The 24,157-nt window shown below is 64.6% G+C and carries 20 protein-coding genes and 1 pseudogene; all 21 read left to right on the forward strand.

Going from position 1 to position 24,157, the window contains the following annotated elements; translation table 11 throughout:
* The first annotated feature begins 608 nt into the window (after positions 1 to 608).
* Positions 609 to 1,043, forward strand: coding sequence for a hypothetical protein (locus APZ21_RS09675; RefSeq protein WP_054812919.1), 435 nt, complete (start codon positions 609 to 611; stop codon positions 1,041 to 1,043).
* Positions 1,040 to 2,119 carry a tyrosine-type recombinase/integrase gene (locus tag APZ21_RS09680; RefSeq protein ID WP_082392969.1) on the forward strand — a complete coding sequence of 360 codons (1,080 nt, stop codon included), beginning with the start codon at positions 1,040 to 1,042 and terminating at the stop codon, positions 2,117 to 2,119. Before APZ21_RS09675 ends, APZ21_RS09680 begins: the two co-directional genes overlap by 4 nt.
* Positions 2,116 to 2,979 carry a DUF2637 domain-containing protein gene (locus APZ21_RS09685; protein ID WP_054812920.1) on the forward strand — a complete coding sequence of 288 codons (864 nt, stop codon included), beginning with the start codon at positions 2,116 to 2,118 and terminating at the stop codon, positions 2,977 to 2,979. Before APZ21_RS09680 ends, APZ21_RS09685 begins: the two co-directional genes overlap by 4 nt.
* 236 nt (positions 2,980 to 3,215) lie before the next feature.
* A complete protein-coding gene (locus APZ21_RS09690) occupies positions 3,216 to 3,866 on the forward strand; it encodes a Fe(II)-2OG oxygenase family protein (protein WP_054812921.1) in 651 nt (216 codons plus the stop codon).
* Positions 3,867 to 3,895: 29 nt separating this feature from the next.
* Positions 3,896 to 4,798 carry a hypothetical protein gene (locus APZ21_RS09695; protein WP_156370931.1) on the forward strand — a complete coding sequence of 301 codons (903 nt, stop codon included), beginning with the start codon at positions 3,896 to 3,898 and terminating at the stop codon, positions 4,796 to 4,798.
* 108 nt (positions 4,799 to 4,906) lie between these two features.
* Positions 4,907 to 5,917 (forward strand): hypothetical protein, encoded by a 1,011-nt coding sequence (locus tag APZ21_RS09700; RefSeq protein WP_156370933.1) that lies wholly within the window; start codon positions 4,907 to 4,909, stop codon positions 5,915 to 5,917.
* Positions 5,918 to 6,748: 831 nt separating this feature from the next.
* The gene (locus APZ21_RS09705) at positions 6,749 to 7,273 is read left to right on the forward strand and encodes a hypothetical protein (RefSeq protein WP_054812924.1); all 525 of its coding nucleotides are present in this window, start codon (positions 6,749 to 6,751) and stop codon (positions 7,271 to 7,273) included.
* Positions 7,274 to 7,327: 54 nt separating this feature from the next.
* A complete protein-coding gene (locus APZ21_RS35055) occupies positions 7,328 to 8,008 on the forward strand; it encodes a site-specific integrase (RefSeq protein ID WP_204249074.1) in 681 nt (226 codons plus the stop codon).
* Complete coding sequence (locus tag APZ21_RS35060) at positions 8,005 to 8,802, forward strand: site-specific integrase (RefSeq protein WP_204249075.1); 798 nt, start codon at positions 8,005 to 8,007, stop codon at positions 8,800 to 8,802. Before APZ21_RS35055 ends, APZ21_RS35060 begins: the two co-directional genes overlap by 4 nt.
* A 236-nt stretch (positions 8,803 to 9,038) precedes the next feature.
* On the forward strand, positions 9,039 to 10,556 hold the full coding sequence (locus APZ21_RS09715; RefSeq protein WP_162240326.1) for a hypothetical protein: 1,518 nt from the start codon (positions 9,039 to 9,041) through the stop codon (positions 10,554 to 10,556).
* Positions 10,553 to 11,692, forward strand: coding sequence for a hypothetical protein (locus APZ21_RS09720; protein WP_174553575.1), 1,140 nt, complete (start codon positions 10,553 to 10,555; stop codon positions 11,690 to 11,692). The genes APZ21_RS09715 and APZ21_RS09720 overlap by 4 nt, the downstream gene beginning before the upstream one ends.
* Positions 11,693 to 11,815: 123 nt before the next feature.
* Complete coding sequence (locus APZ21_RS09725) at positions 11,816 to 12,943, forward strand: tyrosine-type recombinase/integrase (protein ID WP_054812926.1); 1,128 nt, start codon at positions 11,816 to 11,818, stop codon at positions 12,941 to 12,943.
* On the forward strand, positions 12,940 to 13,263 hold the full coding sequence (locus APZ21_RS09730) for a helix-turn-helix domain-containing protein (protein WP_054812927.1): 324 nt from the start codon (positions 12,940 to 12,942) through the stop codon (positions 13,261 to 13,263). Before APZ21_RS09725 ends, APZ21_RS09730 begins: the two co-directional genes overlap by 4 nt.
* 44 nt (positions 13,264 to 13,307) lie before the next feature.
* Entirely contained in the window at positions 13,308 to 15,593 is a 2,286-nt protein-coding gene (locus tag APZ21_RS33890; RefSeq protein WP_156370935.1) for an XRE family transcriptional regulator, read from the forward strand.
* A gap of 399 nt (positions 15,594 to 15,992) precedes the next feature.
* Complete coding sequence (locus APZ21_RS09740) at positions 15,993 to 17,114, forward strand: tetratricopeptide repeat protein (protein ID WP_054812929.1); 1,122 nt, start codon at positions 15,993 to 15,995, stop codon at positions 17,112 to 17,114.
* Positions 17,107 to 20,091 carry a CHAT domain-containing protein gene (locus APZ21_RS09745; protein ID WP_054812930.1) on the forward strand — a complete coding sequence of 995 codons (2,985 nt, stop codon included), beginning with the start codon at positions 17,107 to 17,109 and terminating at the stop codon, positions 20,089 to 20,091. The genes APZ21_RS09740 and APZ21_RS09745 overlap by 8 nt, the downstream gene beginning before the upstream one ends.
* Positions 20,088 to 20,606, forward strand: coding sequence for a hypothetical protein (locus tag APZ21_RS09750; protein WP_054812931.1), 519 nt, complete (start codon positions 20,088 to 20,090; stop codon positions 20,604 to 20,606). The genes APZ21_RS09745 and APZ21_RS09750 overlap by 4 nt, the downstream gene beginning before the upstream one ends.
* Positions 20,607 to 20,867: 261 nt before the next feature.
* Positions 20,868 to 21,461, forward strand: a complete 594-nt coding sequence (locus tag APZ21_RS09760; protein ID WP_174553576.1) for a hypothetical protein — start codon at positions 20,868 to 20,870, stop codon at positions 21,459 to 21,461.
* 152 nt (positions 21,462 to 21,613) lie between these two features.
* On the forward strand, positions 21,614 to 22,630 hold the full coding sequence (locus APZ21_RS09765) for a tyrosine-type recombinase/integrase (RefSeq protein WP_169812071.1): 1,017 nt from the start codon (positions 21,614 to 21,616) through the stop codon (positions 22,628 to 22,630).
* A gap of 17 nt (positions 22,631 to 22,647) precedes the next feature.
* Positions 22,648 to 22,992, forward strand: a complete 345-nt coding sequence (locus APZ21_RS09770) for a helix-turn-helix domain-containing protein (RefSeq protein WP_174553577.1) — start codon at positions 22,648 to 22,650, stop codon at positions 22,990 to 22,992.
* Positions 22,993 to 23,006: 14 nt separating this feature from the next.
* Positions 23,007 to 24,157, forward strand: a pseudogene (locus APZ21_RS35065) (hypothetical protein); the annotation flags it as partial.

The raw sequence follows: 24,157 nt of genomic DNA on the forward strand, positions 1-24,157 counted from the left end.
TTCGACGACGCTGATCCGCCGACGCGGTTCAACCACCTGAGCGCCGCACTCGGTCTCGCAGGCAGCGACCACCTGCCACTCGGACGGAGAGCAGCACACCGCCGCGGCGTTCACGCGGTCGCGATCGCAGGTGAGTTCACGGACACAACGCACGCGCTCGCGTGAACATTGTGCCCGCTGGGCCGAGTTTGATGACCGATCCGATCGTGACGAACACGGCGGTCGACATACAACCATCAGCTGACCTCCAGAAGTGCCGGCCAGTCTGCTGATCCTCCAGCAGCGATGCTACTCCATCACCAGCGACCCCAAACCTCGGCTGTCCCGGTTCACGCATATCGATACAGTCGCGCCCGAAGCCAGCACGACACTTGGCAAAACCGCCAGATTTCGCCCCCTGCACAGCATGTTTCCATGTGCGGTAGTCCCCTCTCGCGCACAGATCCCCGTCATTCGTGACGGATATCCGTGCAGTGTGCGCGAGGGCCCTTTATCCCAGGAGCCTGAGCTGTGATTTCACCTTCTGACCTGCGCCTTTCGGTGGCGCGGACGCCATTTTCCGTCATTTGTGCCGTCTCCCGGATGTTTGCTGACGGAAGCGATCGGCGGTGATCGCGCCGGTCATCCCGCCGCAGTCGGGGTTGCAGGAACGTGTTTCAGGACCGCAGGTCACGAACCGCGTGGTCCGTCCCCGAAACGGGCATATCCAATACGGGCTGTGCACCGTCGGGTCCGGCGGTCGGATCGTGGACCGGACAGTGTTCACCGCGCTCGGATGGCAGCCGGGGATCCGGCTCGAGTTGACATGTCTCGATGCCGGTGCTTTGCTGGCGCGCCCCGTACCCCACGCGAACGTCACGTTCGCCGAGGGCGGTTATTTTCGCGTCCCCTACCGTCTGCGCCGCCGAATTCGGCTCGACATCGGCGACCGCGCCCTGTTGATCGCGCACCGCACCGCTCATCAGCTGCTGATCCACCCACCCGCGGCGATCGATGAACTGTGCGCGGCGAGCCTCGCGCTGGTGAGCGAGGCGAACCGATGACGACCTCCACTCCCTCCCTCGTTCCGGCCGAAACCCTCGCCGCCGCACGATTGCTGTTGACCCAGATGGGTATCGCCCCAGCCGATCTCGTTGATCCCGGCGCCACGGTGCCGACCTTCGCCGAGGTCATCCCGAAGCTGCGAGCCCGGCTCTCGCCCGGCACCCTGCGTACCTACGAGACCCACTTCACCCACCTGCTCACCCACTGCGCCGAGAGGCGCCTGGACGAACCGGCGAAGGCCGAGTTCGAGGACATGGCCCGCCGCATCCAAACCGAAGCCCGCACCAACCGGGCCTCACGCGGCGGCACCGGCGCCGCCGAGAATTTCGTCAGCGCCCTGCGGTGCGTGTACCGGTTCGCCGAGGACTCCGGCTGGATCCGACCGGTCGACAACCCCGCCCGCGGCATCGCTCGACCGACACGACGCCCATCGAATCGGTACGCGATCGCATCAGATCAGCTGACCGAGATCTGGACCGTCGCCGCGACCACCGGCGACGACCCCGACCTCGACGCGCTGGTGCTGCGCCTGTTCATCGAGACCGCCTGCCGCCGCAGCGGTTCCCTTGCCCTACGCCCGCACGACCTCGACCCCGACCAATGCCTGATCTATCTACGGGAGAAGGACGGCAGCGATCGGTGGCAACCGGTCTCACCAACACTCATGCGGGGCCTACACGAACACGCGGCCGAGCGCGGGAGTCCGCGCTCGGAACAGTTGCTGCGCTACCGCGACGGCAGACCCATCACCTCGCGCCGATACGACCACATCTGGGCTCGTATCGGTGAGGAGTTGCCGTGGGTCGCCACCCAGGGCGTCAGTATGCACTGGCTGCGTCACACGACCCTGACCTGGGTGGAACGCACCTTCAGTTACGCCGTCGCCCGCGCGTACGCCGGACACCGCGGCAAGAACGCCGGCGTCACCGCCACCTACGTCAAAGCCCACCTGCACGAGATCGCCGCCGCGGTAGCCGTACTCACCGGCGAACCCCATCCACTGGCCCCCGCCTACCGCCACGACCGGACGGACCGTCCGCACGCACAGCCCGCGATCGAAGGAACCCGTTCATGACCGACTTCGCTCTCACCTCATCCACCGGCACCGTGCACACGGCCCAGCCCGAGGCCGACGCACCGAAATCGCGTGCGCACAGCTTCTTCTGGATTGTGCTCGCCGCAGCTGCCACGGTCAGTATCACCGGCAACGCCACCCAGGCCCTTCTACATGACACCGCGCTGCCGGTCGTTGCCGCCGCGGTCGCGGTCATTCCGCCGTTGGCGCTGCTGGCCGCAGTGCACGGGGTGACGGTGCTCGCGCGTGCGCACACCGCGACCCGCGCCACACGGTGGGTCGCCACCGCGATGACGGCTCTCATTGCCACAGGCGCTTTCTGGCTGTCGTTCACCGCGCTCCGCTCACTGGCAATCACCGCCGGTGTGCCTCGGACAGAAGCGTGGCTGTGGCCGGTAATCATCGAAGGATCCATGGCGCAATCCACCGTCGCCCTGCTCGCGTTCGCCCACTCCGCTCACGGCGTGGAGCGTGCACACGTCACCAATCTCGCGCAGCCGATCCCCGAGCCAGTACCAGACCGCATGGAGCCCACCCGAGAACCACCTGCGATGCTCGAGTCCGCGCCCGCCCCCTCGCTCGCATCGAGATCCACAGATCGAGAGTTTGCTCAACTCGCACTGCGACTGTGCGCACGGGATCCGGCTCGACGTCGAGACCCCGACCTCGTCGCCAAAGCGCTGGCTCACCATCACCTCGACGGCTGGAATCCCACCCGCATCGCGAACGAACTGAACAAGAGCCGCTCCACCATCAGCCGAATACTCAGCGAAGCCGCAGCTTTCAGTGACCACAAACCTTCTCGGCCGCATAGGACTCCGACGGCTGAAGGCGACCTCGAGCTGCGAAATGGACAGTGACTGCGTGAGCTCAGATGTCTCCGCCTGCGGCTTGGCAGGCGGTCGAGCCAGCACACCGAGGGACTGACCGACCGGTCAAGCGAGTTGGATTTCGAACCTGAGATTGGTACAGATTGACGGTCGCTTCGGGCCGAGACGCACGCTCGCCCGAAGCGCCTCCAACCCAGACTTCTCGGAATCCCAGGGAGTAGTCGGGCTCCAGCTTTGCCGCATCCGGATCGTAAGGAGTTCCAGCGTTGAACGAATCGCCCGACGACGTCCTCGCTCAGATGGTCGGCGAATGCCGGAAATCCGGTTGGGCTTCCGCGGTGATGCCACTCCATTATGTCAAGATTTTCGCGCGGGAGCACGGTTGGGAGCCGGTAGCGACAAGACGCGGTGACTCCCCGGTATCCCGACTCAAACCCACCGAGACCAACGCAGCAAATCCCCGGTCGATCAGCGCCGTGACCGGCTTGGACGAGCAACTGCTACATGTCGATGGTTCCCACCTTCACGCGGTTCCCGACCTCGTGGTCATGCACACGTCCGCCCCCAGTTCCACACCGACACGAATATGGAAACCGGGATTCAACGTAAGACACTCGAACGCGGTGCGGCACGGGGTCTTCTTCGTGGGAAGCGGACGGCAGACGTTCCTGGCGACCGCCGTCGATGACCGCGGACTGCGGTTCGATCCCTACTGCATGATTCCAGGTGACAAGAGGGCGCGGGACGCCTGGACGGCGCTGACAACCTACGGTGATATCCACGAACACCGATGGGATGTTCCGAACTCGCTGTTGTTCGTGGACAACCGCGCCGTTCTCCACGGGCGTGCGAAGGCATCCGCGGACCAGGATCGCGAACTCACCCGAGTCGCCTACCAGACGGGGACTTTCAAGTGACGACACCATATGGGTACGACGAGTTCTGGGTGAAGGCGAAGCTGTTCATGAATCGGGCAATGGACCCGTCCGACGACAGAACCGAGGACGAAAAGCAACTGTGGGCTGCGTTGGCTCTCGAACTTCTCGCGAAGGCGGCGTTGTGCAAGGTGTCGCCGACTTTGGTGGCCGAGCCGACAGAGGACGGAGCACACGTCCTGACGGCCGCGGGTTTGATCGAAGGCGAGACCCACTTCACAACCGCACGCGCATCAACGATTTTCAAGCGGTGCGAACGCGCGTTCCGGCCGTTCAGTGCATCAGAAGCATCCAAGATCTCCAATGGGCGCAACGAGTACCTTCATGGCGCCGCGCTCGGCATCACCAGGATTCCCGCACATGCTTGGTGGCCGCAGTTCTGGGCGCAGATAGATATCCTCCTCGCGGCGCAAGGCACCGATACTTCGATGCTTGTCGGCACAGACCGGACCGACGAGGTCGAACGGCACCTCGCCCAGAACAAGCAGAACATTCAAAACCAGGTGATGGCACGTATATCCGCTGCCAAGCAGTCTCTCTTGCGTTTTCGCGAGGGCAGGATGACCGGACCCGAGCAGGCCAAGTGGACGACGGCCTCACAATGGATGCCGATCATGGCATACCGAACCGCCACGACCTGCCCAGCATGCGACAACACCGGCTGGCTGGAGGGAGACGAAGTCATCGATCGGAGGGTCGACGAGTACGGTGCCGACGAGCGGGATCACTTCGTCGGGACCATCGCCGAGGTCGATGTCGCGCCAGACTATTTCAGTTGCCCGACATGCCATCTCGTGCTCGAGAGAGCAGAATTGATCGCCGCCACCGACCTGACAGATGACGCGTTCACCGTCGAGGTAGACCCGGAAGATCTCGATGACTGGCCGGACGAAGCAGAATACGGCAACGACTGAGATTCTGGACCCAGCACGCTGCGGATACGGCATCTCCGTTGGTCGCTGCTTCCGGCATTCCGATGAGAATGTTGAGCTGAAGGCCGGATGAGGCAGGACAATGGTTTCATGACCGCGTGGCCGTCTCCTTTCGCCGAAGAACCGGAAACGGTCACCTCCAGGAAGCTGGTGGTGTCGACGCGGACCCTTCGCGCCGCGATCGATGACGCGTTGATGGGCGCGTACACCCGGGTCGACCTCGAGGTCGTCCTTGCAGATGAGCTGAAACTATCTTGGCCCCAGACCAACTCGCCTGGCGATGCCCCCACAAAGCGGGACCTGATCTGGTCCTACACCCCCGATTGGACCGTTCCTCAACTGGTTGGACTGGCGAGGCGGATCGTCGCCGAATGCGATGTGCCCGCACGCAGCGAGTTGCCGGACCTCATCGCCGAGTACGACAAACGAGGAGGTGTCACATCACCCGCCAAGAACTTGATCTTCGCAGCGAACGGCCCCAAGCCGGAATTGGTTCTGCGCGACGCCGTCAACAACGACATCGAGATCACCAAAAACGCCGAATACTGCCTCGTGTTCGACGCACCCATCCCGGCGGGCGGCCTCACCTTCTCACAGATGATCCAATGGTGGCGCCAGCAGGCACGGTTCGGCGATGACATCGATAACCGCACGGTAGGTCTATCTCTCCACAATCGCCTGCGCGCGAGCATGGGCGACAACGGTGCCGAACAGCTGATCTTCGACACCTACTGTCGCCGTTACAAAACGCACGGCTTCGAAACTCCCGCGCTGATCCCGCAGGTCTATCTCCACTACGACCCGTACACGATCCGCGCCCGAGGCGAGGAGAACAAGCCACTCGCTCGACAACGAATGGACTTCATGATCTTCTTCAGCGACCGACAACGAGTCGTTATCGAACTCGACGGAAAACAGCACTATTCAGACAAGCACGGAGCCGCTGACCCAACTCTCTACGCACGGTTGATGGCCGAGGACCGCCGACTGCGGCTCGCGGGTTACGAAGTCTATCGATTCGGCGGTCAGGAACTCACCGAGCCCGATGCAGCGGGCAAGCTAGCTCGATTCTTCGACGAGTTACAACGCCGCATGCGATGACAGGACCGAGCGACCTTCTCATCGAGTCGTAGCCGAAACGAATCTCTCAACGGCGCAGCGCCGCACCACCACGCTGTGTCGCAATGATGGTCATCGTGGTCCTCTCGCACCGCGTCGGTCAGCGCTTCCAGATCGCCGCTCAGCAGCTTGTTCCATTCTGACAGCAGCCACCGCGAAGGTTGACCACGATTGCGAGGGAACGCGAACTGCGCGATGATGTATCCTGAAGGGCCGCAGGGTATCCGAGGGACGCAGAGGACTGGAACCTTTGCCCTGTTCCCTCTGTTTTCCCTGGTCAAAGAGTCAGTCTCAGCAGCTCACTCGCTGTTTCATGACTCTTCGTGCCCTTTCATGACCCAAACTAGCCGTTTTGTGGTGACCGCGTCAACGCGCAGGTCACCACCGCGCGGTGACCGCAGGTGGTGACCGCGTCACCAGCCCTCGGCGGCACCTCGTAGACACCCGGTTCTGGGATCATCTCGACTCCTTCCGGACAGCCCACCGGCGCATGAAAACGTTCCCATCGGTGTGATCTGACACACATTTCACGCACTGGAGACTCTACCTCATTTGGGTTCTCGCGGTCGTTATCTGCGCGAGATTCGCGCCTGACACTCACCTCTGTTTACCAGCGATTTGCCCACTTGCGCCCCAGGCGAGCGGAACGCGCCGGGCCTCCTGCGTGAAAGGAAACAGACCATGCGTTACGCAGATTCGGATCATCGACACATCCGCGCTGGCGGTGTTCAATACGATTTGCCAGAGGTTTCATCGCAGGCATCCCCGCGCCGCCGTCAAGTCGACGTGGTTGCCCGATCGGGAGATCCGCGGATGGATATCGACATCACCTGCCCGAGCTGCGGGCAGTTCGACTGGGTCCAGAGTGTGCCCGCGTTGTGCTCGGACGGGACCACGGTCTCATACGGCAGCGGATCGTATTCCGGGTTCGGTATCTCGAGCGGCGGGCTCGTGCCCGTGTTCGGCACCATGACCGTCGATCGCAGCCACACCACCGCTCTGGCCAGCAGCTTCGCCCGGGAACCCGCCTGGAAACCGACGCGGCGACTGACCCGTTGGGGCTGTCTGTTGCTGATTCCCGCGTTCTTCATGGCCCTCGTCCTGACCCTGGGCATCCTCTACAGCATGGAACCAGGAGTAGACCAGATAGACACGGCATTGGCCGGGGTGTTGATGGTCGGGTTCACCGCGTCCCCGGGTCTGTTGTGCCTGGCTGTTGTGTGGGCGCGGCGGCGGCACAACAACCGGATTCTGCGTGGGCGCCCGGCTGCGCACGGGTTGTGGCGGGCCGGGTTCTACTGCCATCGGTTCCCTATTAACTCTGTGTGTTGCAGCTGATCATGTTGCAGTACATGGAGGAGGGTGATGTCCAGGTTGTGGACGGTGCATTGGGTGTCTGCGGAGCTGGTTGCTCCGCCGGGTCGGCATCCGCTGCTGGATGAGTGGCGGGATCTGGTCGAGCGGGAGGAGTCCTTCGGGCTGGATCCGGGTGACCCGTTCATGGTGGATCCGGATTTCCGGGTGGATGCGCGGTTGACGCGTTACTTCGGCCGGTCGTCGTTTGCGAACCTTCGCAAGGCGACGAAGCGCTCATACACCACGGATTATCGAGTGTTTTTCAATTTCTTGTGGAGCCGCGGGAAGTACTGGGACACAGCCGATTACGATGATCTGCTCGACTTCGAGGATTGGCGGCGGCGGTCGCCGCGGAACATGCGGCGGATCAGCGGCTCGAAGTGGAACCGGGAGTTGGCGGCGTTGAGCCGGCTCTATCGGTGGGCGACCAAGCAGGGGTATGTGGCCCAGAGCCCGGTCGGGGTCAAGACGATCCGCAACCGTCACGGGGACCTGGTGGAGGTGGCCGAGGCGCGGGCGAAGGACGTCCGGTCCTCGAATGTGAAGTGGTTGACGCCCAGGGCGTTTCGGTTGTGGCGCGATGTCGGGCTGCGTGGTTACACCCCGGAAGGCCGCATGGACCCGTCCTGGCGCGGCCGTCACGACGACCGCAACGCCGCGTTCGCCGACCTGCTGTTGAGCAGCGGGTGCGGCTCGGGGAGGGCGGGTCGCTGTTGACGATCGAGCTGGCTGCCTCGGCGAATACGCCGCAGCGGTATGTCGATGCCCGGTTGGCGGCGGCGGTGGCCAAGGGCAAGCGGGCCCGCACGTTCTACATCTCCGCGACCGTGCTGCGGGAGGTCGAGTCGTATTGCGCTACGACCCGCAGGGCGGCGATCCGGCGGGCGCAGGCCGTCGGCCGTTACGACGCGTTGGATGATGTCTGGCTGGTGGTGAAACAGTCCGGGTGGCAGCAGCGGGTGCTGCATTGGCGTGACCGGCACGGCCGGACCGGGGAACGGCGGATCGATGCGCTGGAGCCGGACGAGCGGCGGCGGTTGTTCGTCCAGGGTGATAGCGGGTTGGAGCCGCTGTGGTTGTGGCTCGCCGAGGACGGGACCCCGTTCGGCACCCATTCCTGGGAGGCGGTGTTCCGGGCAGCGTCGCGGCGTTGCGCGGTGATGCTGGCGGGGGTGGTGCCGGATCCGCCGTTCGCGACTCCGCACATGGCGCGGCATTCGTTCGCGCTCTACATGCTGGTGGCGTTGCACCGGGCGCTGGACAAGCGGCTGGATCTGACGCCCGAGGAACGCCGTGACTACATGCTGCTCTACATGTCCCCCTGGCGGATGGTCAAAGACCTCCTCGGGCACGCGAGCGAGCAGGTTACCCGCGATATCTACCTGGCCCCGGTCTCGGACTTGGAGGTGCGGTCACTGTTGATCGAGGACGACGACCCGGATGTCGCCGAACTGCTGACGAAGCTGGCGGCGGCGTCGGACCGGATCCTCGATACCGAGGTGGCCGGCTGATGGCGCGGGGAGCCCACGCTGCGCTGCCGGCCGAAGGGCACCGTCGGCCATCGGTGCTCGACGATGCCGTTCCGGTGGTCACGCACATCAGCGAGAAGGGTGATCAGCGGGCGATCTTCGACTTCGGGGTGTTGCCGGTGTCGGCTGCGTTGCAGCGATCTCTGGCTGCGGCGTTCGCGAGCCGGATCTACCCGCCGGGGGAATGGCGGTCGACGGTCACGAGCACGGAGGTGTGGTTGCTGGTCCGCACGTTCACTCGGTGGCTCGCGCAACTGGACTCCCCACCACAGTCCATCGCCGACATCACGCCGCTGGTCTGGAACCAGTGGAGGATCAGTCGCGCACATAAGCCGTTGGGGCAAAGGCAGATTCGCAAGATCGCGGCACTGCTGAAGCATGCTGATCAGCTTCCCGAGGCGACTCGCGAGGCGGTTCTGCGACGGGTCGCTTACTCGGGCGCCACGGAATCGGCGTATTCGCCGGAGGAATTCGAGGAGATCAGACAGGCTGCGGCCGGCCACTTCAGGCGGGCCTGGCAGCGGATTGCAGAGAACCGGGCGCATCTGGATGCTTGGCGGTCGGGCGCGTTCGCCGACGGCAGCCGCGAGTGGGTGCTGGGTGAAGCGCTCGACCATTTGGCGCGGACCGGGGACGTTCCTGTCGATGTCGGCGCGGACGGTCACCGTCGGGTCGTCGCGCGCTACCAGGACGCGCTGGGCGGGACCAGCGCGGAATGGACTTGGCAGCGGCTGTTTCTCGACCGGGTCGAGATGGTCTCGCTGGTAACGCTGATCGTGAGTGCGCACGGGTGGAATCTCACGGCCGTCTCGGAGATGGTGGTTCCGCAAGTGCTGTCCGCACCAGCGCCGGGTGAGCCGACCGTCTATCGGGTCGAGCTGGAGAAGCGCCGACGTCACACGACCCACCGTTACGAGACCCGCAATCTGACCGACTGGGGCCCGAACTCGCCAGGGCGGCTGTTCACCCGTGCGATCGAGGCCACCGCCCCGGGCCGTGACCTGTTGCGTGCTCACGGTGCTCCCACCGACCTGCTCATCGTCTGGCATGTCCATCTTCCTCTGCTGGTCGAGGATCGCGCTGCGCTGCTGCGCACCGGGATCGGCACCGGCCTCGGCGTCGGCGACCCGGCCTTTCGTCGATGGAGCCAGGTGACCGGAGCCGGAAAGCTGAATCTGCGGCGTTTGCGGCGCACGGTGACCGTCCTGCATCAACGCACTCCCACCCAGCACAGTCGCGACGTTCACGACAGCGTCTACGTTCTGCGTGATCCGGCCACGCACCAGCGCGCCGAAGCGGTGATCGCCGAGGGGATCACCGATGCCGTCGACCACGCCAAAGCTGTTGTCACGGCACGAGTTACCAATGATTTAAACGCCGGTGACGTCGGCACCGACACCGCCACGGCGAACTGCGGCGACTACACCCACAGCCCGTTCAGCCCGCACGGATCACCCTGCCGGGCATCGTTTCTGCTCTGCCTGGCCTGCGCCAACGCGGTGGTCACGCCGCGGCATCTGCCGCGCCTGGCCTACTTGCACCAAGCACTGGAAAGCCTGCGCACCGTTCTGCCCGCCCGGACCTGGGAGCGCGATTGGCGCGAGCACCACAGCCGGCTGACCCAGCTCAAGGACAGTTCGTTCACCGCGGCAGAATGGGCCGACGCGCTGACGGCAGTCAGCGCCAGCGACCGCGCGACCATCGAGTTGTTGCTGCGCAAGGGGTTCGACTCGTGACCGCATCATGGCGGCAACCAGCTCTCCCGGCTCCCGCCGATCCGGTGGTCGACCCGGCAACGATCACCGAACAACGCCGCGAGCTCATCCCTCGATTCGGTGATCCGGTCTGGTCGCTGACATTCACCAGTGACAATCCGTCGACTACCAGCGACCGGATTCAGTGGCAGAGATTCCCTGCCGAATTGCGTGAGCAGTTCCGTCACGCCGTCTGGGTGCTGCTGAACTTCCCGGTCCCGGACACGGTGCTCACTCGCGCAGGCTCGACAATGCGGGCGCGGCTGAGCCCTCAACGGATGTTCGACACCGCCATGACCTGGCGGGTATTCGCAACCTGGCTGCACGAGCGCGGCATCACCGAACTGGCCCAAGCAACCACTGACGTCCTTGCCGACTACGGAAACTACGTGGTCAAGACCCGTAAAGTCGCGCGCAACACCGCCACGAGCCACCTCATCGCGATGACCCGGCTCCGCGCGTTCGCGCCTCACCTGCCGACTTCCTCGCGCATCGGCGTCCCGCCCTGGGAGACCGAAGGTCTCGACGATTATCTGCCCGCGGCCACTGACGCCGGTGAGAACTCGACCGAGCCGATCAGCCCGGCCACCATGGGGCCGCTGCTGATCTGGGCATTGAAGTTCACCGAAGAGTTCGCCGACGACATCCTCGCTGCCCGAGCCGAGGAACAACGACTGCGGCGAGTCATCGCCCAGACACCCGACACCGACCTGCCCCGCGGGACACCGCCGGCACTGACCGCCTACCTCGAAGACCTGGAGGCAACCGGGAAACCCTTGCCCACCCACACCACCCTCCGATCGGGCGCCGCGGCCACCTATGTCGCCGCGATCACCGGCACCCCACACAAGAAGGTCCACCGCGTTCTCAAGACCCCACGCTGGCAGCGCTACCGCAAGACCAACCCCGCACGTTGTCCGCTCGACGTCCCGATCACCGGCATGATCGAGGGCCAACCCTGGGTCCCCACCATCGACTTCGACAAAGTCGAGCCATTCGTCCGGCTGCTGACCACTGCGTGCTTCGTGGTCATCGCCTACCTGACCGGGATGCGCCCGAGCGAAAAACGCGCGGAATTGCATTTGATTCAGCATTCGACCGGTTCCGATATCGGGTGAAACCGCAGTTCAGAGGGTATCAGACAGCGACCCAATTTCGGTTTCTCGCCGAATCTGCCTGGGGCTCTTGCTTTCAGTCGATTCATTCTCAACAATGTTGCATCAAACACAACGGAGGCGAGAGTGAGTCGAGCAGCGGATTTGCCTGGTGCAGCGCACCTGGTCCTGGCGCAGGGAGTCGTGCACCTGGACCCGGCGACGGCGGTGTTCGAGGGGATGCTGGAAGGGTGGGTGCGCCAGCAGCGCACGCGATTCCTGAAGTGGGACAGCACGATCAAGCCGCGCTTGTCTCTGGTGCGGCGGCTGGCGGCGTTCTCGAATCAGTATCCGTGGCAGTGGCAGCCTGCGGAGGTCGAGGCGTTCTTCGACCATCTTCGGAGCAACAATCCGAATTTCACGGTCTCGACTGCCCGGCAGTATCAGAACTCGCTGCGGATGTTCTGCGACTTCATCTGCGATGGCCGCTACGGTTGGCAGGCGATATGCCAGGAGCAGTTCGGGCAGGTGCCGGTGCAGATCCTGCACGAGGACAACAGCGTCGTGCATGTCAGCGAGTTCGAGGGCCAGCCGGGACGGCGGCCGCTGTCCTACGACGAGGTCCAGGCGCTGTTCGATGCCGCCGACGGCCGTGTCGAGGAGATCCGCAAGCGCCGTCGGAAAGGTGCGCTGGCGGCAATGCGAGATTCCGCGCTGCTGAAGACCTTTTACGCGTTCGGGCTACGGCGCCGTGAAGGATGCGGATTGGACGTGACGGACCTGCGCCACAATCCGAAAGCGCCCCAATACAGACGTTACGGTGCGGTGTTCGTGCGGTGGGGCAAGTCTTCGAAGGGCAGCCCGCCGAAGCGGCGCACGGTGTTCACGGTTCCGGAGATGGATTGGATCGTGGACGTGCTCGATCACTACCTCATCGAGGTCCGGCCCCGGTTCGATGTCGGCAATCATCCGGCGTTGTGGGTGACCGAACGGTGCGGCCGGCTGTCCAAGCGCAGCGCGAACGACGCGTTTCAGGCTTGCCGCGATGCGGCCGGTCTGCCAGCTGATCTGGATTTACATGCGCTGCGTCACAGCATGATCACCCACCTTGTCGAGTTCGATTATCCGGAGAGATTTGTCCAAGACCAGGCTGGACACGCTACAGCGAGTTCGACTGCCATTTACACCGGGGTGTCGGACGAGTACCGCAATCAGTTGCTGAGACGGAAGCTGGCCGAACGCCACGCCGAGTTGTGGGAGGACGACCCCTCATGATCAAGAAAATGGGCTACCGATGGAATCTGCGCAGGGTCATGGCCACCAAGGACATGTTCCAGACCAGCGACCTGGTACCCGAGCTGGCCGAACGTGGGATCAAACTGTCGCGCGAGCAGGTGTTCCGTCTGGTTACCCAACCGCCGCAACGGCTTTCGATGGATACTCTCGCTGCATTGTGTGACATCCTCGACTGCACGCCCAACGACTTGATCGAGATCCAGGCCGTCAACGCGGAAGTCCGCAAGACCGCCGGGGACAACCACGGTCCCGCGCCCGCGGTGCGGCGCACGTCGATCCGCCGCCCGCAGGGCCTGTGACTCCGCCATCGACCGCGGCCCGTCTGGCTCAGCAGGCTGCACGGATGAAGGCCGCCGTCGCCGAGCTGACCTCTGCGGTTCCGACGTTGACACAGGCGTCGGCGGCGGCCGCGCTCGAGGTGGCGGTGCCGATCCCGGTTCGTGGCGCCGCCCGGTTCCTCGAAGAGCTGGCGGCGCATCTCGCCGATCACCCGGATGCACTCTTTTCCGGTGGATCACACTGCCCACCAGCACTTATCAGGCTCACTCACGTGCTGCACGACGGCGGGCACCCTGTGACCCGCATCGTTTGCGCGCACTGCGGCAAACCCACCACCGAACTGCGCCAGATGCGCCCCGAAGGGCGGATCTGCGGCACCTGTGACGGGCGATCACGCCGGTCGACCTGCGCCCGCTGTGGTCAGGACGGTGTCCGCATCGCCGCCCGCAGACCGGAGGGAAAGATCTGCTACCGCTGCTACAGCCATGACCCGGAACCCTTCGAAGAGTGCTCCCACTGCGGCCGGGTGGACAAGCCGGTCTCACGCCTGGACGACGGCAGCATGCTCTGCAAACGCTGCTGGCAGCGTCCCGAACACCGGTGCATCCATTGCGGCCAGACCAAGCCAGCCGCTCTCATCGACAATCAGGGAGCCTCTTGTCACCTGTGCTACAACAGGTTTCGCCGCCCCCGCCGAATCTGCGGGCAATGCGGCCGCGAACGCACCATCGCCCGCAACGCAGACGGCGACCGGCCGGATCTGTGTCACAGCTGTTACCGTGGTCCGAAGGTGATCTGCTCGAACTGCGGCAAGCTGCGCCCATGCCACGGAATCGGCACTGGCCACCCGATCTGCCAATCTTGTTACCGCAGGCCCACTCACACCTGCTGCCGCTGCGGCCGGCAACGGCGCATCAACGCGCACTGGCCGATGGGACCGGTCTGCGACCTCTGCTATACCGCCGTGCTGCGCGACCCAGGCGAATGCGCGAGCTGTCGGACAACTCGCGCGTTGATCGGCCGTGACACCGACGGCAACAGCATCTGCGGCCCCTGCGCCGGCTACGACGCCGACTACACATGCCGCCGATGCGGGAGAGCCGGTAATCCCTACGGGCGAGAGGGCTGCGCTCACTGCGTGCTCGCCGACCGAGTACACGAGCTGCTCGCGAGCCCTGACGGCCAGGTCTCCTCCGAACTCTGGCCTCTCGTCGACGCTCTCACCCGAACACAGAGCCCGTTCAAGCAGATCCACTGGATCAAGAACAGCCCGAACGCCCACCTGCTCGCCCAGCTCGTCACGGACGGCAGACCACTGAGCCACGACCTTCTCGATGAGTTCCCGCCGAGCCGCAACGTCCACTACATCCGGCAGATGCTGACACAGACCGGCATCCTGCCCGAACGCCACGAGGACCTGGATCGATTGCCAGCATGGCTGGACCACCATCTGATCGGCAAACCCGCCGATCACGCCAACCTCATCCGGCCGTTCGCACACTGGCATCTGCTCCGGCGCGCACGCAGCCGCGCTCGCGTCCGCCGGTTTCCCGCCTCGGCCGGCCGAGATCTACGCCGCCGAATCCTCGTCGCACTGGACCTTCTCGTCTGGCTCGATGAGCAGAGCCTGACGTTGGCATCCCTCCGCCAAGCCGAACTCGACCGCTGGCTCGATGAACCCGGAACCCAGCGGCGCAACCTCGTGCGCTACTTTCTCAACTGGACATCCAAACGGAGGATCACGGAAGCGCTTGTGGTTCCGTCGATTCCGCGCCAACAGCCCGCCGAACTGCTCGACGACGAGCAACGCTGGCGGTTGCTGCGCCAATGCCTCAACGATGACGAACTACCGGTCGATGTCCGGGCAGCCGGTGCACTGACTCTGCTGTTCGGCCTGTCCACCGAACGGCTTCGACACCTCACCGCCGACCAACTCACGCACAAGGACGGCCAGGACTTTCTAACCGCAGGTCATCGACCGATCCTTCTTCCACCCAAGCTGGCGAAACTCTTGTGGATGCTCGGCAGAGATCCGCAACGCCGACTGGCCATCCCCGAGGGCAAGCAACGCCCACACAAGCTCTTCCCGGGTCTCGTTCCCGGCCAGCCGATCGCCAATCACGCCCTCACCACCCGACTTGCCCGCTACGGCATCAGAGTCCGCACGGCGCGCAACGGCGCCCTCGCCGCACTGGCTGCCGATCTGCCCGCTGCTGTACTCGCCGACCTGCTCGGCATGCACATCAACACCGCCATCCGATGGGTCGACTACGCCGGAGGAGACTGGACAGACTATCTTGCAGCCCGGGCCGCCGAACGGGCCAGAGGCTCGGCAGGCGGTCGGGAATAATACTTCACGACGTCTCGCCGTTGCGCTATCTGTTAGCACGGCCTTGATATCCCTCATCCCTTGGTTCAGCGACGTCGTCTTGCTGTGCCGTCGCGTGAGATTGGTGTTGCAGGTCGGTCGCAGCCGTGCATCGTCGGCGACCTGAACCAGCGGGCGCATGGGCCCGATCATGTGCATGCTTGAATTGGAATCCGTACGGTGCCAAATGATTTGTGCGCCTATTCGGACCGGAACCCGGGGCGGATGGTCACTCCGGATACCGGGGGCCAACGGGGTGTCTCCGAGTCTGCATGTGTTGCGCAGAATCTGCGGCGTCACTGGTAGAGGTGTGGCACCATCGGCGTTGTTGTATCTGACGGAAGAACGTGCGCGTGTGGCCACACATGGGGGAGGTGGTAGGTGGCCGACTCGTTGGACCTTGACTTTGTGGTGGCAGAGTACTCCGAGGGCCTAGATCTCATGGTGGGGATACGGTCCGCGTCGCGGAGTGAGTCCGACCGCGTGGTCAGTCAACTGGCCGAAGCGGCAGCTGCGGGCGGGCCAGTGGCGCGAAATGTGCATGCAGCGGCGTTGGGTCTTGTCGGCCGCCTCGACGAGGCTGCGGCGCTGTGGCGGACCCTAATCGGCGAGCACCCCGAATTCGTGGATGGCTGGCTGAATCTGGCCAGCGTCCAATATCGGCTCGGTCAGGTCGAGCAGGCGATCGAGACGCTGGAGGCATGCCCGATTAAGACTGGTACCCCTGGGCATATGGTGCTGCCTCGTCTGAGCGCACTCCGGCAACGTCACGCCACCGATCTACAGGACCGAGAGATGCTGGTCTTGCGTGTTGCAGCACTGCGGGAGCGACTCGCGATCGACCGCGCCGAAGCCGGTGACCTGAGGGCATTGGCTATCTCGCTGGCGAGATTGCGGGACGTCCGAAACTCTGGGGTTGGCGCGGCTGAGGTGGCGTCCGCCGCGCGGTTGGCATACGCGGCAGATCCCGATGATGTGCACATGTTGGAATTGCTCGCCCGGTTCCTGCTCGTCATCGGAGAGGTCGCCGCGTGCGCCGTGGCTGTGCACGAACTGGAAATCAAGGCACCGCATTCTGCGTTGCTAGAGAGGCTGCGCAGCGTCATTACCAGCGAACAGGCATCAGAGGTGGCAGTGCAGCTCGAGGTGCTCGGAGACGATGGCAGGGTGAAAGAGGTGCGTAGGTGGAGCCATGCGAACCCCGACATAATCGGTATCCGCGTCGAGCAGTGGATGAACGAGATGCAGGATCACTTGCGGGCGCCCGACGAATCTGCTGAGGCGGTCGCCTTGGCGGACCGGCTTGTTGCGGTGGCCGATGACCTCTATCAGGTGCATCTCAACGGTGGAATTGCCTACTGGCTCCACGGTGAACGTGACCGTGCCCTCGGCCATTTCCACAGGGCATACCTGAAGGCGAAGAACGACGAAGAGCGCCAGATGATCGGTAGTCGAGTCCGAAGACTCGTGGAGTTGTTCGGCGGGGAAGGCAGCGGTGGCTGAGAGGGATCGCGAACTCGCCGATCGGCTGCTCGCGGTGAACTCGGTAGCGGAGATCAGCTCCGTCCTCTTCGGCACGGGCGAATCAATTGATGTATTTGCACGGATCGCCGAGGCGGACGGCGATGCCGAGACTCTGGTCGCCGAACTGAACGCCCGTGCCGATGCCCTCGAGGCCGAGGAGCGCCCGCGCGTCAAGGAGGCGGCACTGGTGCGTTTCTTCGCCCGGCAGGTCGAGCAGTGGCGTGCCGAACATAAATTTACCCTCCAGGGCCCGAACCCTATAGAAAGCAACCCAGCGGCCGAGGATCCTCAGGCCCAAGAGGTGGACTCACGAGAGCGGCTGGAGCAGACAGCCGAGGATCTGATGGCCTTGGGTGATCTGGACGGAGCGATAGCCGCCTACCGCGAAGCCGACGAACTGGTACCAGCCTTACTGGACGCCTCCTTCATTCACGGCGTGCGTCGATACCGGCTGGCGGCGGCGTTGCGCAGTGCAGGCCGGTTGTCCGACGCGCTGGACGTCCTCGACAGGCTGGATTTCCATCCCTCCCGGTTCGGTATGGCATCGGACCTACCCAGCCTTCATCGGCAGGCCGTCGACATTCACATCCTGCGCGGCTACGTGCTCGAGGACATGGGTGACTACGAGCTGGGGCGGCTGAGCTATCGGGCTGCGCTCGACGCGGCAGACCCTACCGACAACGAAGACCAGGTTTTCGTTGCACTGACCAACATCGCCGTCAGCTTCGCGAAGGCTGACCGCAACCGCGAGGCGGTCAGCGAGGCTCGCAGGGTGCTCGACTACGCGCGGACCAGAATCGACAAGGGCTTCGTGCCGGCCGCGCTGAACAACCTGGGCCGCATGTACTTGGCCAACGGCAACCCGGGCGCAGCCATGTCCAGCTTCCGGCATGCCTTGGCCATCGTGGACCGGCCTGATGCCGGGGCCTTCCATAAGGTCCTCTCGTGGATTGGCATCGGCGACGCCGCCGAGGCCAGTAGCGACGATCCGGTCACCGTGGACGCATACGCGCGTGCGCTGGAGTCGGCCGACGCGACCGGGCGTGAGGAAAAGGCCTGCGTGACGATGCTCCTCGGCAGACTCGCCCCAACACTGGCCGGGGCGGGCCACCTGCGGGAACGGGTATGGCGACTGGCAGAGTCGTGGAGCGCGACGGGCGACGACCCGCTACTCACGCTCGCATATGGCGCGGCGCGAGCCGACATGCACGCCCACTGCGGCCGGCAAGCCGAGGCCGTCCAAGACGAGCGCGAGCTGCTGCGGTTCGTCAAGGAGCGGCGCATGGGTCCTATTCAGGTGCTCCGCCAGACCTGTGCACTGGCCGATCGGCTGATCGCAAGCCCGCAGCCAGGGACACTGCAAGAGGCGTTCGACCTACTGTGGCGGGCCCGAGGCGACCTCGACGCAGACGAGGTCGGTAGCCGGATTGCCGGTGGGTCGGCAGGCAGACGCTTGCACGAACAGCTGGTGGGGTTGCTAGTGGACCACGGCGAGCGGTTGCGACTGCCCGACCACCGGGGCGCAGCAGAGCTGGCGTTCGACATGCACGAGGAGGCGAAGGCCCGTGACTACCTCCGGCATCTGGCCTCTTCCTGGCTGCCTGCTCCGGACAGAACCCCAGCGGACCTGGTGCGTGCGGAAGCCGAACTACTCGCCGAATGCGCTGAACGGGGCGACACCAGCGCACGAACCGGACCGCGGAGCAGACTGGAGCGGGAATTGGCACAGGTGTGGGAAGCGCTGCGCCCCCACGCCCCCGAGTACACGCGCATCCGCCTCGGCGCCCCGGGCAGGTTCGCCGATCTGCGGAGACACCTGAGGGAATCCCCAGACCGGGACGAATGCGCGTTCGTTTCCTACTTCTGCGGCACGCACGCAACTTGGGTTTTCACCTATATACCCCAGACCGACAAGCTGGCCGTCTCCCGCACCCGTGTGACACGCACCCAACTCATCGAGGCGGCCCAGCGCCTTCGGGTGACGTTCAACGGCGATCCGCGCGCCTTTCCACCGACACCACCGCTACACCCTCGACGGCCATGGCGGCGCACCCTGTCCTTCCTGTTCGAACTCGCCCCCTCCCTGCTGCCGTTCCTGCCACAGGTCGCCGACAAGCCGCTCCTGTGCGTCGCCGCCGACGGGCCACTACACACGCTGCCTCTGCACACGCTGCCTCTGCCAGACGGCGCACCCCTCGCGCGCCGCCACGCCATCGTCCAGGTCCTCAGCGCCAGTACAGTGCTGCACGCAAGGGTCCGCTACTCGCAGCGACCGAATCACCCTCCGGCGCAAGACAGCCAGCCAGTGGTGTTCTGCGCTGGCGTGGCCGCGCATGAAGACACCACACCCGCGCTGCTAGAGAACGACGCCGACCTGCTCAGGACGGCCGGCTGGCAGGTCACCAGCGTGGCCGGCATCGCGGCCACCCGTCAGCACGTGCTCGATGCGCTCCGCCAGCAACAAATCGCGCACCTGACCTGCCACGGCCACTTCGACGCCGTGGAGCCGCTGAACTCCGGCCTGCTGCTGGCCAACGGTGTGGAACGACCCAGCAAACGACCGAGCAGAACCTCGTTGCTCATCCGGCGGGAACACCTGCTCACCGCGCGGGAGCTGGCCGCACTCCACATCGACGTCGACCTGCTCACCCTACGGGCATGCTCGACAGGACTGCGGGACGACGACGCTGGTGGTCACCCGGAAGGGCTCACCCAGGCGTTGGTGTGCGCCGGAGTTCGGACAGTACTGGTGTCACTGTGGAACGTCGACCAGGCCAGCTCACGTACGCTGCTGGCCGAGTTCTACCGCAACCGGCTAGCCAAACCCAGCGAGCCGCTGTGGCGCAGCCTCTGGAGCGCGCAACACAAACTGATGGACAGCACCGGGTCTCGATGGGAGGCCCACCCCTACCACTGGGCGCCGTTCGCCCTCGTCGGTGACTGGAGGAGAAGATGACCACCAACGACCTGCCAGACTTGAGCGACCGGGCGGTGCTGCTGACGTTGCAAGAACTAGCCGAGGAAATCGTCCACACCGAACGCGACAGCGCTCCCCAAGATGTCGGCGAGGCCGAGTTGCTCATCGACCAGCTGGCTAGGCACGCTGGCCTGACGCCCCCAGCACATGCGGACCTCCTCGCCAACAGAGACGACAGCGACCTCCTGCCCATCGCCAGGCTCCTCCTCCAGCACCTGCTCCACGACGACGACACCGCGTCCATCGCTCAAGCTGTACTCGCCGACCCACCTGCCGACGAGCAGCTCAGCGTCGATGCCGCCGCCTCGGCCGCGGTCATCCTGGGAGCACTGACCGCCTGGTTACAGACCAAAGTGCACATCAAGGTCCGCAGGCAAAACGGCGAGACCGAGTTCGAGTTCCAGCTGATCAAGAACCACACCGCGCCCGGAACGATTCGCAAACTGGCCTCGGCAGTAGTCGAACTACTCAAGGGCCTCCCACCAAGCCAATAACAGCATCCCGCACGCTCTTTCGGCCCGAACAGTCAATCAGCTGCCGCGGGTGCCCCCACTATGCGCTGACGCGCCCGTGGGCATTCCTGCCACCGTTTCCCTGGCCAACCTGCTCGGCATCCACCGCCACACGGCGATCCAGGGGTCAAACAACCACGGCGCGACTGGGCCGACGACCTCGCGGCCCGCGATGCAGAGCAGGCGGACAGACAGGCAAGCGGAGGAATAGTGCACGGCCGGAATACCTTCCCTCCGCCAGTAGTGCTCGCCCTCGAAGTCGGCTGCTGTCGCGAACCCCGGCCAAGTCGCGACGACAGCTCCGGTGGCCGTCGTCATCTCATCCATGCACGGCATTTCAAGACCGCCCGCGACGCCGACGGCAATCATCGCTCCGCTGGTGAGCTGCGCGAAGTCCCCTGGGTTGCTGTTCCACCCGTGGTCACCGCCATCAGGGTCCTGGAACGCCTCAACGGCCCTGCCGGACTACTGTTTCCCACCCAGCGCGGTGAAAAGCAGGGCCGGTCGCTGGTTCGCGGCACCGTCGCCGGGTGGGTCGAGGGATTCGTCGGCTGGGTCAACGACCACACCACCAGGCCAGGCCGCGGGGTCGCTATCCCCGCCGACCCGCACGGCAACATCGGCACCGCCCGGTTCCGGCGGAGCTTGGCCTGGCACATCGCTCGCCGACCCGGCGGCCTGGTCGCACTCGCGGTCCAATACGGGCACATGCGCACGGTGATCAGCGAGGGCTACGCCAAAGCTAGGGAATTGCATCAGATGGGTGAGTTTTCGGAGGCCGGCCGTTCAGGGCAGCTTCTCGAGGATACTCATCGCTCGCGCGCATCAGCTTCTTGATCAGGTGCTTTGCCGACTAGATCCCTCCTGATGCATGATTGCCCCGTCAGAAGGGATGGTCCGGCGTGGTTGGTCGACCGAAGGTGGCCCTGGCTGGGGCCGCTCATCTGGAATTGGTCTCCGGTGTGGTTCAGTTGCGTCCGGAGGACGCCATGTTCGACGCGATGCTCCGCGGGTTTCGCGCCCAACAGATGTCTCGGGGCTTGAAGGAGAGCACGATCGCTCCGCGGGAGCGGCTTGTCCGTCGGTTCCTCGAATACACCAATGAATATCCTTGGTGCTGGACGGCGACTCACATGGATGAGTGGTCCGCCTGTCTGGTCGGCGAGAAGCGCTTGGCCCCGTCGACGGTCCGAAGCTATCAGGGGGATGTTCGGCTGTTCAGCGAGTTCCTGATCGACGGCCGGTATGGCTGGGGTCCGGTGTGCGAGGACGCTTTCGGCACGTATCCGGTCGCGATCTGCCATGAGTGGAACACGCTTCCGCATTTGCAGGACTACGAGGGTGATCCAGAGGCGAGGCCGTTCACGCGGGAGGAGTTGCAGCGCTTCTTCGACTATGCCGACGAGCAGGTCGAGCGCGCGGTGCGGGCGAAACGCAAAGGCGCTCTGGCCGCCTACCGGGATGCGACGTTGTTCAAGGTCATGTACGGATGGGGTCTTCGGCGAACCGAGACGTCCAAGCTGGATGTGGTCGATTTCGGCCGGAACTCGAAGGCGCCGAAGTTCGGCCGATACGGGACCCTGAACGTCCGCTACGGCAAAGCGAAGAAAGGACAGCCCCCGAGACGGCGCAACGTGCTGTCGGTCATGGACTGGGCAGTGGAGTCGGTAGCGGACTATATCCAGAACGTCAGGCCGCGATTCGGTTTGGAGGACCACCCAGCGCTCTGGGTGACCGAGCGAGGAGGACGGGTTCAGCCCCCGGAGATCAACGCCCGCTTCGTCGCATACCGTGATGCGTTGAAGTTGCCGAAAGCGTTGGTGCCACACTCGATTCGCCACGCCTACGTCACCCATCTCACCGAGGACGGCGTGGATCGCCGTTTCATCCAGCAGCAGGTCGGACACGAGTGCGACAGCTCTACGGCGATCTATACCCATGTCAGCGACGACTTCATGAACACTGCTCTGAGCAAGGCGCTGGCCCCGGCGTTCGCCGAGGTCTGACGAGGGAGGATCCGATGATGACCGCGAGGCTCGACTACCGGTGGCATCTACGCAAGGTCATGGCCGAGCGGAACATGTTCTCCACCACCGATCTGTTGCCCCTGTTGAAGGAACGCGGGATCGTCTTGTCATCGAGCCAGGTCTACCGGCTTGTCGTTGAGCGGCCCGAACGGTTGAGTCTGAAAATCCTGATGGCCCTGCTCGACATTCTGGACTGCACGGTGGACGACCTCATCGAGCCGATTGCGACTGCTGGCACCGCAACGAAACCGACCAAGAAGGCCGTCGGCGGGACCGCTGCGAACGAGGGGGTAGGCGACCTTCGGCCCAAACGCGCCAGGATCACCGGAATCGACCGATGACAGTCAATGAGGAAGTGCTTGCCGATCCGGTCGATGTGGTGGTCCGGCTTGTCACCAGTGCCGACCAGAGCCTGGACGCCGGACTGGTCGGTGACCTCGTCCGCGCGGTTGTCCGCGCTCGATCAGGTCGTCGCAGTCTCGCACAAGCCCTGCACGACAATCCGACACTACTGCGGACCGGGCAGCCACCGGCGCCTTACTGCGTCGCCAAACTCTTGATGGCGCTGAATGATGCTGGCGCTCAGAACATCGCGCTGCCTTCCTGCGGTGAATGCGGGCGCGCTTGTCGCTATGTCGGCTCTCGATCCGGCGGACGCTGGGGGTGCTCACCATGCTTCGACAAACCAGCGGTCTGCGCGGGATGTGGTGAGCGGCAGCGTGTCACGAGCCGCGACCGTGACGGCAAGCCCCGATGCGTGCACTGCCCCGACGATGACGGTGATCCACTGCGCGACCTCACCGATCTGATCACCGGCATCGATCCCGCCCTCACCGAGACCACCATCTCGTCTGCACTCGCACGAGCGACCGTTCGGCCCGCCGGACAGCGTCGGCTGGCCTGGGCCGTCCTCGCGCGTCCCGAGCTGCTGACCGGTGGAGGTTACGGAGCTCCCACGCCCGCGGTCCTACGATTCATTAATGAGCTGGTCGACTCCGGAGCGACCGCGATCCTTCGTCCGGCGTGCCCTCGATGCGGCGAAGTCAAGGCGCTGTCGAAACTGTTGGACGGCAACAGGATCTGCCGGTCTTGCTTCGCCCGCCATGCGGCCGTGCCGTGCGGTGGTTGTGGTGCGGTACGTGAACCCGCCACCCGTGACGCCGATGGTCAGCCGCTGTGTCCGAATTGCCTGATCCGGCTGCCGGTCAACCTCGAGGACTGCGTCGGTTGCCAGCGGCGAGTGCCGGTCGCGACGCGGCTACCGGACGGTCCACGGTGCGGCAATTGTCGACCGAGGATCACCGCTGAATGCGGGATCTGCGGGCGCACGGCGCTGTGCGACATCTCTCGCGCCACCGGCCAACCCTGGTGCGACCGTTGCCAACAGCGGTGGGTCGGTTGCAGCGGATGCGGCACCGTTGCCCAGGCCCGTAGCGGCACTTGGGAATCGCCGTTACGGAAGATGTCAACCTTTGTGGGGCGGGTTGTTCAGTGGTTCATTGAATC

The organism is Nocardia arizonensis, from assembly GCF_001310275.1.
Classification (GTDB): domain Bacteria; phylum Actinomycetota; class Actinomycetes; order Mycobacteriales; family Mycobacteriaceae; genus Nocardia; species Nocardia arizonensis.